At 67.8% G+C, this 12,776-nt stretch carries 14 protein-coding genes; 5 read left to right on the forward strand and 9 right to left on the reverse strand.

The genetic code is table 11. From position 1 onward, the window contains the following. Positions 1 to 23 precede the first annotated feature (23 nt). On the forward strand, positions 24 to 797 hold the full coding sequence (modA, locus tag Sj15T_RS12800; protein WP_013041379.1) for a molybdate ABC transporter substrate-binding protein: 774 nt from the start codon (positions 24 to 26) through the stop codon (positions 795 to 797). A 114-nt stretch (positions 798 to 911) separates the two neighbouring features. Here the strand turns inward: modA and Sj15T_RS12805 are convergent, their stop codons facing one another. Continuing rightward, positions 912 to 1,658 (reverse strand): HAD-IIB family hydrolase, encoded by a 747-nt coding sequence (locus tag Sj15T_RS12805; RefSeq protein WP_041386137.1) that lies wholly within the window; start codon positions 1,656 to 1,658, stop codon positions 912 to 914. A 122-nt stretch (positions 1,659 to 1,780) separates the two neighbouring features. Between Sj15T_RS12805 and modB the strand changes: the two genes are divergently transcribed. Both modB and Sj15T_RS12815 read left to right on the forward strand, forming a co-directional pair. Next, positions 1,781 to 2,479, forward strand: a complete 699-nt coding sequence (gene modB / locus Sj15T_RS12810) for a molybdate ABC transporter permease subunit (RefSeq protein ID WP_013041381.1) — start codon at positions 1,781 to 1,783, stop codon at positions 2,477 to 2,479. Continuing rightward, positions 2,469 to 3,077 (forward strand): ATP-binding cassette domain-containing protein, encoded by a 609-nt coding sequence (locus Sj15T_RS12815; RefSeq protein ID WP_013041382.1) that lies wholly within the window; start codon positions 2,469 to 2,471, stop codon positions 3,075 to 3,077. The genes modB and Sj15T_RS12815 overlap by 11 nt, the downstream gene beginning before the upstream one ends. Here the strand turns inward: Sj15T_RS12815 and Sj15T_RS12820 are convergent. From Sj15T_RS12820 to Sj15T_RS12850, 7 genes are all read right to left on the reverse strand, one after another. After that, the gene (locus tag Sj15T_RS12820) at positions 3,059 to 3,886 is read right to left on the reverse strand and encodes an aminoglycoside phosphotransferase family protein (RefSeq protein ID WP_013041383.1); all 828 of its coding nucleotides are present in this window, start codon (positions 3,884 to 3,886) and stop codon (positions 3,059 to 3,061) included. The genes Sj15T_RS12815 and Sj15T_RS12820 overlap by 19 nt on opposite strands. Positions 3,887 to 3,892: 6 nt before the next feature. Continuing rightward, positions 3,893 to 5,167, reverse strand: coding sequence for a capsular biosynthesis protein (locus tag Sj15T_RS12825; protein WP_007686245.1), 1,275 nt, complete (start codon positions 5,165 to 5,167; stop codon positions 3,893 to 3,895). Then, a complete protein-coding gene (locus Sj15T_RS12830; RefSeq protein WP_013041384.1) occupies positions 5,160 to 6,815 on the reverse strand; it encodes a capsule polysaccharide transporter in 1,656 nt (551 codons plus the stop codon). The genes Sj15T_RS12825 and Sj15T_RS12830 overlap by 8 nt, the downstream gene beginning before the upstream one ends. Positions 6,816 to 6,926: 111 nt before the next feature. Beyond that, positions 6,927 to 8,225 carry a glycosyltransferase family 1 protein gene (locus Sj15T_RS12835; protein WP_013041385.1) on the reverse strand — a complete coding sequence of 433 codons (1,299 nt, stop codon included), beginning with the start codon at positions 8,223 to 8,225 and terminating at the stop codon, positions 6,927 to 6,929. A 30-nt stretch (positions 8,226 to 8,255) separates the two neighbouring features. After that, positions 8,256 to 8,696 carry an HIT family protein gene (locus Sj15T_RS12840; RefSeq protein ID WP_041386636.1) on the reverse strand — a complete coding sequence of 147 codons (441 nt, stop codon included), beginning with the start codon at positions 8,694 to 8,696 and terminating at the stop codon, positions 8,256 to 8,258. Positions 8,697 to 8,800: 104 nt separating this feature from the next. Further along, entirely contained in the window at positions 8,801 to 9,436 is a 636-nt protein-coding gene (locus tag Sj15T_RS12845; RefSeq protein ID WP_013041387.1) for a CoA transferase subunit B, read from the reverse strand. Further along, positions 9,436 to 10,146, reverse strand: a complete 711-nt coding sequence (locus Sj15T_RS12850) for a CoA transferase subunit A (RefSeq protein ID WP_007686238.1) — start codon at positions 10,144 to 10,146, stop codon at positions 9,436 to 9,438. The genes Sj15T_RS12845 and Sj15T_RS12850 overlap by 1 nt, the downstream gene beginning before the upstream one ends. A gap of 87 nt (positions 10,147 to 10,233) precedes the next feature. Here Sj15T_RS12850 and Sj15T_RS12855 point away from each other — a divergent pair, with 87 nt between their 5' ends. Further along, on the forward strand, positions 10,234 to 11,148 hold the full coding sequence (locus Sj15T_RS12855; protein WP_193377922.1) for a LysR family transcriptional regulator: 915 nt from the start codon (positions 10,234 to 10,236) through the stop codon (positions 11,146 to 11,148). Here the strand turns inward: Sj15T_RS12855 and thiS are convergent. Then, positions 11,145 to 12,170 (reverse strand): sulfur carrier protein ThiS, encoded by a 1,026-nt coding sequence (gene thiS / locus Sj15T_RS12860; RefSeq protein WP_013041389.1) that lies wholly within the window; start codon positions 12,168 to 12,170, stop codon positions 11,145 to 11,147. The two genes, Sj15T_RS12855 and thiS, sit on opposite strands and share 4 nt — an antisense overlap. A gap of 111 nt (positions 12,171 to 12,281) precedes the next feature. Between thiS and aroQ the strand changes: the two genes are divergently transcribed. Then, the gene (gene aroQ, locus Sj15T_RS12865) at positions 12,282 to 12,722 is read left to right on the forward strand and encodes a type II 3-dehydroquinate dehydratase (RefSeq protein WP_013041390.1); all 441 of its coding nucleotides are present in this window, start codon (positions 12,282 to 12,284) and stop codon (positions 12,720 to 12,722) included. Positions 12,723 to 12,776: the final 54 nt, after the last annotated feature.

Below are 12,776 nucleotides of genomic sequence, written 5' to 3' on the forward strand. Positions count from 1 at the left end.
GCGCTGCTGGCAGGACAAGGGTCATGCCGAAACCGATTCTCCGCGCCCTCGCGTCCATCGCCATGGTCGTCCATATGCTGCCGGTCCCGGCCATGGCGCAGCAGCGCGGCCCGCTGGTGCTGGCAGCCGCCAGCCTTCAGGAGGCGATGACCGCCGCCGCCGACGCCTGGGCGGCGCGGCGCCATGCCCGGCCGGTCCTGTCCTTCGCCGCCTCCTCCGCCCTCGCCCGGCAGATCAGGGGCGGCGCCCCGGCCGACCTGTTCGCGTCGGCCGACGAAGGCTGGATGGACGATGTGGAGAAGGCCGGATTCGTCCGGCGCGGCAGCAGGGCCGACATGGCGGGCAACCGGCTGGTGCTTGTCGCCCCCGCGCGCGCGCCGCTGCGGCTTCGGATCGCCCGCGGCATGCCGATCGCCAGGGCGCTGGGCGACTCCCGGCTGGCCATGGCCAATCCGGACAGCGTGCCCGCGGGCAAATATGGCAAGGCGGCGCTCAGCGCGCTGGGCGTGTGGCCCAGCGTGGCGAACCGGCTGGCGCTGGGCGGCAATGTGAGATCCGCCCTGACCCTGGTGGAACGGGGCGAGGCGCGGCTGGGCGTCGTCTACGCGACCGACGCCCGCGCATCGAAGGGGGTCGTGGTGGTCGGCGTCTTCCCGGCGGGCAGCCATGCGCCGATCCGCTATCCCATCGCCCGCCTGACCGCGAGCCGGAACCCGGAGGCGGAGGGCTTCCGCCGCTTCCTGCTATCGCGAGCCGGGCAGAGCATCTTGGTGCGCCATGGTTTCAGCCGACCTTGATACTCCGGCAGATCATGAGAAATTCGTGCTCCTGCGAAGGCAACAGCCCAGTTCCAACGGCACGACTGCGTTCCTGCCTTCGCAGGAACATGATGCATGTCCAATCTTACGCCATCACCTCTGACAGGCGACGATCGCGTCGATCACCGCCAGCGTCTCCTGCGGATCGCGCACCCGCACCGTGTCCAGCCCCAGTTGCTTCGCCGGATAGTCGTTGCCGCCGGGGAAGATCGCATCGCCGATGAACATCATCGCCTCCAGCGCGATCCCGCTCGCGTCGCGCAGCTTCTTCAGGCCATAGGCCTTGTCCACCCCCTCCCGCGTAATGTCGATGGAGGTCGCCCCGCCCATGTTGATCGACAGCCCCGGCAGGCGCTGGCGCAGGTCGGCCTGGATCACCTTGCGCTTGGCGAAGTCGGGATCCCACACCTCCTTGGCATGGATCGGCGCCTGCTGGCCCAGCGCGGAAAAGGTGATCTGGCTGCCGCGATCCTCTATCCGCTCGCCCCACACCTGTTCCGGCACGAAGCCCGTCGCCTCCAGCGAGGCGTCGAACGCCGCCAGGATCGCCTGCTTCTGCGCCTCCTCGAACAGTTCGGCATAGACCGGCGTCCACTGCCCGTCGCGATGGATGTAGAGCTTGGTCCCCGTCGTCGGCATCAGCCACAGGCGCGAACGGTCGGCCCGTTCCGGCAGGCGGCTCGCCACCTGCTTGTCGAATTGCGGCCAGTCCCCGCCGGAGATCACCGCGACATGCGCCACCTGCAACAGCCGGGCCAGGGCGTCGCCCATCGCCTCGCCCAGCGGCTGCTTGCTCTCCGCCAGCGTTCCGTCGAGGTCGAAGGCGATCAGGTCTTTCATGCGCATGCTCCGGCTTGAAGGGCTGTCCGGCTTTGCCCTCTGGCCTCGACCGATGCAATGCCGATGAGCGGGATATGACGGGGGGCTGGTGTTTTCCCCTATCCTGACCGAAAGAGGGCGGCATGATCCTCTCTGCCGATGAATGGGGCATCGTCGCGCTGTCGCTCCGGGTCAGCCTGGTGGCGGTCGGGCTGATGCTGCCGGTCGCCTTCGCCTTCGCCTGGCTGCTCGCCCGCTGGCGCTTCCCCGGCAAGCTGCTCGTCGACGCGCTCGTCCACCTGCCGCTGGTGGTGCCGCCGGTCGTCACCGGATGGCTGCTTCTGCTCCTCTTCGGCGCGAACGGCCCGCTCGGCAGGCTGTTCGAACAGATGCTGGGCATCGGCTTCATGTTCCGCTGGACCGGCGCGGCGCTTGCCTCCGCGATCATGGCGATGCCGCTGATGGTGCGCGCGATGCGGCTGTCGATAGAGGGCATCGACCGGCGGCTGGAACAGGCCGCGCAGACGCTGGGCGCGGGTCGGTGGCGCGTCTTCCTCACCATTTCGCTGCCGCTGTCGCTGCCGGGCATAGTGGCGGGACTGGTGCTCGGCTTCGCCCGCTCCATCGGCGAGTTCGGCGCGACCATCACCTTCGTTTCCGATGTTCCGGGCGAAACCCGCACCCTGCCCATCGCCATCTATTCCGCGCTGCAGATGCCGGGCGCCGAATCGGCGGTCACCCGGCTCGCCATCATCTCGATCCTGCTGTCCTTGGGGGCGCTGGTCGCATCGGAGGCATTGGCCCGCCGGGCGAGCGGCGGAAGGACCAACCATGTCCTTTGAAATCGCCGTCGACCATCGCATCGCGGACCGCCAAATCCGCCTGCGGGCAGAGGCGGGCGCGGGCCTCGTCGCCCTTTTCGGTCCCTCCGGCGCGGGCAAGACCAGCATCCTCAACATGGTCGCGGGCATATCGACGCCCGACAGCGGCCGTATCTCCGTGGCGGGCGAGACGCTGTTCGACAGCGGCGCGGGCATCGACATTCCCGCCGCCCGGCGGCGCGCCGGCTATGTCTTCCAGGACGGACGCCTGTTCCCGCACATGCGCGTGCGCGCCAATCTGCTCTATGGCCGCCATGGCGAGGCGCCGCTGCCGTTCGACGCGGTCATGGACTTTCTGGGCATCGGCCATCTGCTCGACCGCTGGCCCGCCACCCTCTCCGGCGGCGAGGCGCAGCGCGTCGCCATCGGGCGGGCGCTGCTCTCCGGCCCCCGGTTCCTGCTGTTGGACGAGCCACTGTCCTCGCTCGACCCGGCCCGGCGCGAGGAAATCCTGACCGTGATAGAACGGATGAAGCGCGATCTCGCCATGCCGATGCTCTATGTCAGCCACGACCGGGCGGAGGTCGAACGGCTGGCCGATCACATCGTCGCGCTGTAGGGGGGCAGGCCCGCCTCCGCCAGCGCCCGGTTCAAATAGGCCAGGAAAGCGGCCTGCCTGACCGGCGCCCGCGCCCGCAGCCAGGCCAGCGCCACGACCGCCCGCCATTCCGCGCCATGCTCCAGCGCCGGGGCGAGCCGCCTGTAGCTGGCCGCATAATGGCGCGCCGCCCAGTCCCGCGCCATGTTGGTCAACCGATCCTGCGGCCCCTCGCCGAAGCGCAGCAGCATCTCCGTCCGCAGCAGGTCCGGCACGAAGTCGCCGCGCGCCGCCTTCGACCAGTCGATCGCCACCATGCCCGAAGGCGACAGCAGGATATTGCCGATGTGAAAATCGCCGTGCAGCAGCCGGTCGCCCTCCGGCAGTCCGTCCAGCAGCGCCACCGCCGCCTCCTGCAAGCCGCGATCCGCCGGGCCATAGAGGATGTCCGTGCGCAACACCTGCCGCAGGGAACGCAGGCCCGGCGCGGCCTGCCCGTGAATCCGCCGGTGCAGCGCCGCCATCTCGCGCAGGCATGACCCCGATTGCAAAGGCCGCAGCCGCATGCGCCGCATCAGCGTCGGCCCGGTCACTTCGGGATAGAGGATCGCCCGTCCTTCCGCCATGTCCAGCCGTCGCAGCGGCCTGGCGACCGGCAGGCCCGCCTCCGCCGCCAGCGTCGCCGCCTCCACCTCGCGGGCGATCATCTCCTCCGACACGGCGGCGTGGAATATCTTGGCCACGCGCCCCTCGCCCACGCGCCAGACGCGCGAACTCGCGCCGGAGGCCAAAGGCGCCGGCGGGCCGGGCGGATCGTCCTGCTGCGGCACGCGCCCCTAGCGCTGGGCTGCCCGGGCGGGCCGACGATCATGGACCAGCCGCGGCTCGGCCCGCGAAGGGGCGGGACGGGTCAGCCGCTCCACGGCATTGTCCACCAGCATCCGCAGCCCTTCCTCGCTCAGCAGGCCGCCCCGGATCAGGCAACGGTCGATCAGCACCCGGCGGAACGCGGAATAGAGCGCCATGTCGGGCGCGCCCGGCGCGGACCAGAATTCGTCGAGCGAACGCCGATGCACCACGCCCGGCACCTTGTAGACCGCGTGGCCCAGCACGACCACCGGCTTTCCGGCGTTGAGCGCCAGCGTGCCCACCGTGCTGTTGACCGTCACCACGCCCAGCGACCTGTCGACCACTTCGGCAATGTCCCAGTCGGCCAGGTAGAAGACCCGGTCCGCGACGCCATATTGCGCCGCCAGCCGCCGCGTCAGCCGGCCCCAGGCGACCAGTCCGGGATCGAGCGGATGGCGCTTCACCACCAGGGCGGTGTTGGCGGGCGCATGGGCGGCGAAGCTCTTGATTACGAAGCGCAAGGCGGCGCGCATCGTGCCGAAGGGCGAATGGACGCGGATCTGATAGTCGGAATCGAGCTGGAGCGGCAGAGCGAAATAGGGCCGGTCGCACACCGCCGACCACTGCTCCCGCGACTTGCCGCGTTCCGCCTGGCGCAGGTTCAGCTTCTTGAACCAGCCGACCGTCTCCCACAGGAAGCTGTTGGGCCGGTGCGTGCGATAGAAGGGAAAGGCAGGCCGCATCAGCGCCGACGCCATGCCGTTGCGCCCGGTGTTGAAGGCCCGCTGCCGGAAGGTGGAGGGGATTTGCGGTTCCCGCCCATTATCCTCCGGCGGCAGCGCCCTGGCCTGCTCCAGATACCATTCGGGGTCGAGCGGCAGGGTCGAGTTGCCGTTCACCCCATCCTCCTGGAGCGTCAGGAAATCGGGGCGGATATAGCCTTCCTCCACCACATGGACGCGCAGGTTGCGCAGCCGCGCCATCTTGTGGGCGGAGGCATGATAGGGGCGGCAGTCGCCATAGAGGATCAGGTCCGTCACGCCATGATGGACGATATGGTCGTCGAAGAAGATCGGCCAGTTGCGGAACGTCCCACGATAGTCGGTCGCGCCCTCGCCCGGCCAGTCCACCTTGTCGCCGCCATTGATGTTGATGCGCAGCGCCCGGTGCCCCCGCGCCCTCAGCGCCTCCGCCAGCATGGCGAAAAAGGGGCCATGCGGTCCCTGGAGGAAGAGAAAGGTTCTGGCCTGGGCGTCAACCATGGAAATACTCGGCGGACAAAGTCATAAATCTCTGCAACTTCCCCTGTAAAGTCCGCAGTCGAATCAACCATGACACCGGGGCCGGCGCCCCGCTTGCCAAACGTTCGACCATGATTTCAGGTCCGCAGGGCAAGCGCGTGACCGGGTCCAGATAGCGTGGATAGAGAATCAAGGCCCCGGCGACAAGCTGATCCAGGGAGAGCCGACGCCCGCGCCGTCCATTGGCCGCCGCCAGGTCGCGGGTCAGCCCCCAGCCGGCGTAGAAGGGCATGCCGTGGACCGTCACCGGCCGCCCGCGCATCAGCGCCTCGAACCCGGTGAGGGAGGAGAGGACATGGACCTCGTCCACCGCCTGCACCAGTTCCATCAGCGGCGACCCGGTGTCGATGGCGTCGGCCTGCTCCAGCACCGCGGCATCGCTCAGATGCCCCTTGCGCAGGCCCGCCTGCACGTCGGGATGCGGGCGATAGACGATATGGGCGTCCGGCTCGGCCCCGCGCACGCGCTTCAGCAGGTCGAGATTGCCCGTCACCCCCGCGCCGCCATATTCCACCGACAGATCGTCCTCGACCTGCCCGACCGCCAGCACCGTCCGGCGGCCCTGGGGCAGGCCGATCATCCGCCCCCCCTCCCTGCCATATTTGGTGACGCCCGAAGCGCATATCCTCGCCCGCAGGCGCGCCGCCCGCCGTTCCAGCGCGGGGGTGAAGACGCAGCTCGCCAGCAGCGCCTCCATGTCGCTGGGCGAGCGCGCGTCATAATAGATGCCCGTCCGGTCGATCACCACCGATCCGGGCGGATGCAGCGCCGCGCCCAGCCCCTTCGACCGCAGGAAGCCGTCCTCCACCCGGGCGACGGTCACGCCCTGCCGACGCGCCTCCTCCATGGTGCCGGGCGTCACGCGCGACGGCCAGACCGCAAGCGCGCCTCCCTGCCGGGCGGCCCGCCGCAGGCCCCTGTGCTCCGGCAGGAATGGCGGCGACCGCACGCCGTCCCACAGGAACCGCCGGATCGCCTCCCGCTTCCACCAGGCCATGCCGCTGGCCGCCGCGATGCCGTGATTGCCGTCCAGATGCCGCCGCCAATCGGCCAGTTGGGCCACGGCCTGCGCGGCATCGGCGTCCTCGCCGCTGAAACAGTCGCGATAGGTCGCCGCCGCCAGCGCGGCACGGGCGCCGTCGCGCAGGACCGCCGGCTCGATGGCGACCCCGTCCGCGCCGAAGACCGGCACGTGCAGCAGCCCGGCGATGATCGCCAGCTCGTCGCCCGCCTCCGCATGCACGGAGGCCGCGCCCGCGACCAGCGTCCAGAGGTCGGTCGGTTCCGGCAAGGCATGACCGGGGTCGGGGAAGGAGCCGGGGCCGGAGTCCGCGCCGCGCAGCGCCTTTCCCACCATGCCGATTTCCCGCCGCGCCAGCCCGTCCAACATGGCCTGCGGGACGGCCACGCCCGCTCGCGCGACCAGCCTGATGCCGGCGGGCCGATGACCCCAGAATATGCCACCGACCCGCGCCTCGGCGAGGGCGTCCAGCACGGCGTCGGAAATGGTGGGGGGCGCTTCGCCGTCGCGCCGCATGCGGCTGATCGCCGCCGTCGCGGGGGCGATGCCCGGAAAGGGGGGCGAGCGCAGAAATGGAGTCGCGTTCACGTTGAAAAGCCGTCCCCTGTCACGACTATATTAGCGCGAATGGAGCGACGCTTCAGCCATTCGAAAACGCAATCCATACAACAGCTTCTGTGATCGCCCGGCACAGGGACGTCAAGCGGAAGCGCGAACCGTCATTTCGTCCAGCATGTCGGCGACGATGTCGAAATAATCCCCCCATGTCGGCGCCCGCCACGCCGCGATCCGGGCAAGCTGCGCCGCGCGTTCGGGCGAATCCGTCCTGCTGTACGCCTCTATGGCCCTCAGCCAGCCCAGGCCGTCCAGCGGATCGAGATAATCCGGCGCGTCGCCGCCCACCTCCCGATGCGCGACGATGTCGCTGCAGATCACCGGCACGCCCGCCGACAGCGTCTCGATCACCGGCATGCCATAGCCTTCCTCGAAGGAGGGCATCAGCATCGCCCGCGCCCCGGCGACCAGCGCGTTCATCTCATTGTCCGGCACGCTGCCCGCCTCGATCACATGGCCGCGCAGGATTTCCGCCCGCTCCAGCATGTCGACGACATTCTCATTTTCCCAGCCGCGCCGCCCGATCAGCACCAGCACCGGCGCCTGGTCGCCCCATCTCTCCACCAGCCGCCGCCAGATGTTGAGCAGCAGCAGATGGTTCTTCCGCGGCTCGATGGTCGAGATATAGACGAAATAGGGCCGATCGGGCACGTCATGGCCGCCCGCCACCACCATGTCGGGCGCGTCGGCGCCGAAATGCGCCACTCGGATCGTCCGCCCCTGCAGCCCGCGCTTGAGATGCGGCGCCAGCGCGTCGATGGTCGCCTGGCTGTTGCCGATGATGCCGTCGGCATAGCGGTCTATGGTCCGCACCCGCTTCAGATGCTCCTGCGCGCCCTGCGGCCGGGCGAATTCGGGATGGGTCAGCGGAATGACGTCATGCACCAGCGTCACGAAGCGCGCCCCCTCCGCCCGCAGGATCGCGCCGACCTGATCGGCGTCGTCCAGATGATGGGGCGACACCTGCAGATAGATGCGCGGCCCCCGCGCCGCGGGCACCGGGCGCGGGCGCAGCGCGATCAGGTGGCGGATCACGGCCGCCTTGCTCTCCCGCTCGTCCACCTGCTCCACATTGCGCCAACGCGCCGCGGTGAAGGCCAGGAACTGGCGCACCGCCGCATCCTTCAGCCGCCCGTAATAGCCGCCCGCCGGATGCACGGCGGCGAAGGCCAGCCGGTCCGGCATCCGCTCCAGCAGTTCGCGGGCATAGGTGAACTCGACCCGGTCGATCCCGGTCGGTGCGGCGTGGAAACTGCGGGAGAGCAGCCGCGAGATGTCGAGAACGATCTCCGCCGACCGGCTGCCGCCGACGAAGCGCCGGCTTTCCCGCTTGGCGCGCAGCGCCAGCCGCGCGCCGGGGGCCTTGAAGGGCTTTAGCGCCATGTCAGGGCGCTTTCACGACGGTCTGGCGCATCAGAACTGGGCGCAAATCTCTTCGGCCAGCTTCCGCAATTCCTCCGGATCGGCAAAATCGCCCTGCGCATGGGCGACGAAGCCGCGCGGCTGCCCCTCCCAGCGGGGCACGATATGGAAATGCAGGTGGAACACGGTCTGCCCGGCCGGCGCGCCGTTGAACTGCGCGACATGGATGCCGTCGGGGTCCAGCGCCCTGCGGGTGGCGTTGGCGACCTTCTTCACCGTCGCCATCACCTGCGCCAGCGCCTCGTCCTCGACTTCCAATATGTTGCGCGCCTTCGACCATTTGGAAATGACCAGGCTGTGCCCCCTGGACTGCGGCTGGATGTCGAGGAAGGCATATGTATGCTCGTCCTCATAAAGCTTGGTCGACGGGATTTTCCCTGCCAGGATCAGGGCAAAGACATTGCCCTCGTCATAAGTGCCCTCAAGGCTCATCATGCTTCCCCGAAGCGATTTCCATGCGACCGGACCGATGCCGGCCGGGAAATCGCGGTGAACAAGGACCTGGAGCGGCGATCCGATTCGCTCGGATCTCCGCTCTAAGCCAGATAATGCGCGCTTGTCTTAGCGGCGACTTCCTCCGCCGTCACGCCTGGAGCAAGCTCGACGAGACGGAACGGGCTGTCATGGTCGGGCCGCTGGAAGACGCAAAGGTCGGTGACGATCATGTCGACCGCATTCCTGCCGGTCAGCGGCAGGGTGCAGGCCGGAATGAACTTGGGGCTGCCGTCCTTGGACGTGTGCTCCATGACGACGATGATCTTCTTGACGCCCGCGACCAGGTCCATCGCGCCGCCCATGCCCTTGATCATCTTGCCGGGGATCATCCAGTTGGCGATGTCGCCATTCTCCGAAACCTCCATCGCGCCCAGCACGGTGAGGTCGATATGCCCGCCCCGGATCATGGCGAAGCTGTCCGCGCTGGAGAAATAGCAGCTTTGCGGCAATTCGCTGATCGTCTGCTTGCCCGCATTGATGAGGTCGGCGTCCTCCTCCCCCTCATAGGGAAAGGGGCCGATGCCCAGCATGCCGTTCTCCGACTGCAGCGTGACTTCCACGCCTGCCGGAATATGGTTCGCCACCAGCGTCGGAATGCCGATGCCCAGGTTCACGTAGAAGCCGTCCTTCAGTTCCTTCGCGGCGCGGGCGGCCATCTCGTCACGGGTCCAGGGCATTATGCGGCCTCCCTCTGGCGGACGGTGCGGAACTCGATCTTCTTGTCATAGGGCGCGCCCACGATCATGCGCTTGACGTAGATGCCGGGCAGATGGATCGCATCGGGATCGAGGCTGCCGGTCGGCACCACCTCCTCCACTTCCGCCACGCAGACCTTCGCCGCCGTCGCCATGGGCTGGTTGAAATTGCGCGCCGTCTTGCGGAAGATGAGGTTGCCGCTCTCGTCGGCCTTCCAGCCCTTGACGATCGCCACATCGGCGAAGATGCCGCGCTCCAATATATAATCCTGCCCGTCGAAGCTCCTGACCTCCTTGCCCTCGGCCACGGCGGTGCCGACGCCGGTCCTGGTGTAGAAGCCCGGAATGCCCGCGCCGCCCGCCCGGCAACGCTCCGCCAGCGTGCCCTGGGGGCAGAACTCGACCTCCAGCTCCCCGGCCAGATATTGCCGCTCGAACTCCTTGTTCTCGCCCACATAGCTGGAGATCATCTTCTTCACCTGCCGCGTGCGCAGCAGCTTGCCCAGCCCCTCGCCGTCGATCCCGGCGTTGTTGGAGGCGATGGTCAGATCCTTCACCCCCGAATCGCGGATCGCGTCGATCAGCCTTTCAGGAATGCCGCACAGGCCAAAACCGCCCGCGCACAGATGCATTCCATCGAACAGCAGTCCGTCCAGCGCCGACGCGGCGTCAGGGTAAAGCTTCTCGACCATCTGCGTCCTTCCTTTCCCAATCATCGCCGTCTTAGGCACGTCAAATCATCAATACCAATGATTTGTTTTTTGCGTTATGCACAAGCGATGTCTATCAATCGGATTGCTTTCTACCATCTTGAAACGTTGCTCTGGATCGCGCGGCTGGGCACCTTTGCCGCTGCGGCGGAACGATTGAACACGACGCAACCTGCCATTTCCGCGCGCGTGCGGGAACTGGAAAATCATCTGGGAACCGCGCTTTTCCGGCGGGAGGGGCGGACAATGACCCTGACCCCGGCGGGGCGCGAACTGGTCCGCGAAAGCGAACCGCTCTGGGCGCGATTCCAGGGCGTATTGATGGGATGCAGCGACATTGCAGGCGCGACCGGCGTGGTGCGCATCGGCGCGGGCGAGATAGCGGCGGCCAGTTGCCTGCCCGGCTTCGTTGCCGTGCTGAACCGGGACTTGCCCCGCGTCTCGCTGGACGTGGAGATCGCCCTTACCGCCGACCTGATCCAGCAGCTTATCGCCGGGCGAACCGACATCGCCTTCGCCGCCGGGCAGATCGCCCATCCCATGCTGCGCACGGCGCCCATCGGCGATGTCGGCCTGCTGTGGCTGGCCAGCCCCGCCACCGTGGCCGCGATGCGGAAGACACCCGCCGACGCCCCCGACACAGCGAAAATGCCCATCTGGTCCCTGTCCAGCCTGTCGCCGCTCTATAATATCATGAAGGAGGCGATTGCCGCGTCCGACCTTGGCTGGCGCTCAGTGAACCTGTGCAACAATATGCGCACGATGATCGACATCGCGCTGGAAGGCGGCGGCATCGGCATTTTCCCGCATCCCATGGTCCGCCAGCATATGGCCGACGGCACGCTGGTGCCGATACCGGGCGCCCCGGTCATGCCATCGGTCGAATTCCGGGTCGCGGTGCGCGCGGCCGAGTCCGATCCGCTCGTCCTCACCATTTTCGACCGGGCGACAGAACTCGATCTGGGCTCGCCCCCGAAGCTTTAGATCAACCCTGCGAGCGGACTGGACGGGTCGGCATACATGCGCTTGCCCATCCGCCCGGCGCGATAGGCCATCCGCCCGGCCTCGACCCCCGCCTTCATCGCGGCGGCCATCAGCACCGGGTTCTTCGCCTCGGCAATCGCGGTGTTCATGAGGACGCCGGTGCAGCCCAGTTCCATCGCCTCCGCCGCTTCCGATGCCGTGCCCACGCCCGCATCGACCAGCACCGGCAGCCTGGTCCCCTCCACGATCAGCCTTATCGTCACGCGGTTCTGGATGCCCAGCCCCGACCCGATCGGCGCGCCCAGCGGCATGATCGCCACCGCGCCCGCATCCTCCAGCCGCTTGGCCGCGATCGGGTCGTCCACGCAGTAGACCATGGGCTTGAAGCCCTCCTTGGCGAGAATCTCCGTCGCCCGCAGCGTTTCGACCATGTCGGGATAGAGCGTCCGCGCCTCGCCCAGCACTTCCAGCTTCACCAGATCCCAGCCGCCCGCCTCCCGCGCCAGCCGCAGCGTGCGGATCGCTTCCTCGCCGGTATAGCAGCCCGCCGTATTGGGCAGATAGGTGATCTTCTTTGGGTCAATGAAGTCGGTGAGCATCGGCGCCTTGGGGTCCGACACATTGACGCGCCGCACCGCCACGGTGACGATTTCCGCCCCCGAAGCCGCGACCGCCGCCGCATTCTGCTCGAAATCCTTGTATTTCCCCGTGCCGACGATCAGCCGCGAGCGAAAAGTCTTGCCCGCCACCGTCCAGCTATCCGCATCCGTCACCAGGACGTCGCCGTCCCCCGCGACCGGATGGTCGCCGCCGCCCACGAAATGCACGATCTCCAGCTCGTCGCCATCCTCGACGCGCACCTGCGCCAGGGTGGAGCGCGGCACCACCGCCAGATTGCGTTCCACCGCCACCTTCTCCGGCGCGAAGCCCAGTTCGCTCGCCAGTTCCGCCAGCGTCATGCCGGCCCGGACGCGGCGATGCTCACCGTTGATTTGGATCGATACGGTTCCGTCGACGTGCAATGCTCTGTCCTGTCAAATAACGTGTCTCGACTTGGCGCGACACGAAGGGCTAAAGATCACGGCGCATATAGGGGCGGACACGCCCCGGTCGCAACCTAAAGGGGGACTGCCATGGCCGAGGCGCGCAAAATCTATGTGTTGAACGGTCCCAACATCAACATGCTGGGCACGCGCGAGCCGGAAATCTACGGCTATGACACGCTGGACGACATTGCCGAGCGCATGGAGGACGCCGCCAACCGCGCCCATGTGGAAATCGATTTCCGCCAGTCCAACCATGAAGGCCATCTGGTCGACTGGCTGCAGGAGGCGCATGCGGAGGGCGCGCACGCCGTCATCCTCAACGCCGCCGGCCTCACCCACAGCTCCATCGCGCTGCACGACGCGATCAAGGCCATCGCGGTCCCGGTGATAGAGGTCCACCTCTCCAACCCCCACCGGCGCGAGGAATTCCGCCATAAAAGCTATGTCGGCATGGCGGCGAAGGGGACCATCGCGGGCTTCGGCGCCCTGTCCTACATGCTGGCGCTGGAGGCGGCGCTGGAACTGTAGCTCGACGCACATAAGTTGCGCTCTGGCGCAAATGCGCATAGGCGCGGGCATCGG

Origin of the sequence: Sphingobium sp. TA15 (assembly GCF_037101235.1) — a bacterium.
GTDB lineage: Bacteria > Pseudomonadota > Alphaproteobacteria > Sphingomonadales > Sphingomonadaceae > Sphingobium > Sphingobium indicum.

Coding starts and splice junctions, on each gene's coding strand:
- modA (WP_013041379.1), top strand. CDS start 24: ATGCCGAAACCGATTCTCCGCGCCCTCGCGTCCATCGCCATGGTCGTC.
- Sj15T_RS12805 (WP_041386137.1), bottom strand. CDS start 1,658: ATGAAAGACCTGATCGCCTTCGACCTCGACGGAACGCTGGCGGAGAGC.
- modB (WP_013041381.1), top strand. CDS start 1,781: ATGATCCTCTCTGCCGATGAATGGGGCATCGTCGCGCTGTCGCTCCGG.
- Sj15T_RS12815 (WP_013041382.1), top strand. CDS start 2,469: ATGTCCTTTGAAATCGCCGTCGACCATCGCATCGCGGACCGCCAAATC.
- Sj15T_RS12825 (WP_007686245.1), bottom strand. CDS start 5,167: ATGGTTGACGCCCAGGCCAGAACCTTTCTCTTCCTCCAGGGACCGCAT.
- Sj15T_RS12835 (WP_013041385.1), bottom strand. CDS start 8,225: ATGGCGCTAAAGCCCTTCAAGGCCCCCGGCGCGCGGCTGGCGCTGCGC.
- Sj15T_RS12840 (WP_041386636.1), bottom strand. CDS start 8,696: ATGAGCCTTGAGGGCACTTATGACGAGGGCAATGTCTTTGCCCTGATC.
- Sj15T_RS12845 (WP_013041387.1), bottom strand. CDS start 9,436: ATGCCCTGGACCCGTGACGAGATGGCCGCCCGCGCCGCGAAGGAACTG.
- Sj15T_RS12850 (WP_007686238.1), bottom strand. CDS start 10,146: ATGGTCGAGAAGCTTTACCCTGACGCCGCGTCGGCGCTGGACGGACTG.
- Sj15T_RS12855 (WP_193377922.1), top strand. CDS start 10,234: ATGTCTATCAATCGGATTGCTTTCTACCATCTTGAAACGTTGCTCTGG.
- aroQ (WP_013041390.1), top strand. CDS start 12,282: ATGGCCGAGGCGCGCAAAATCTATGTGTTGAACGGTCCCAACATCAAC.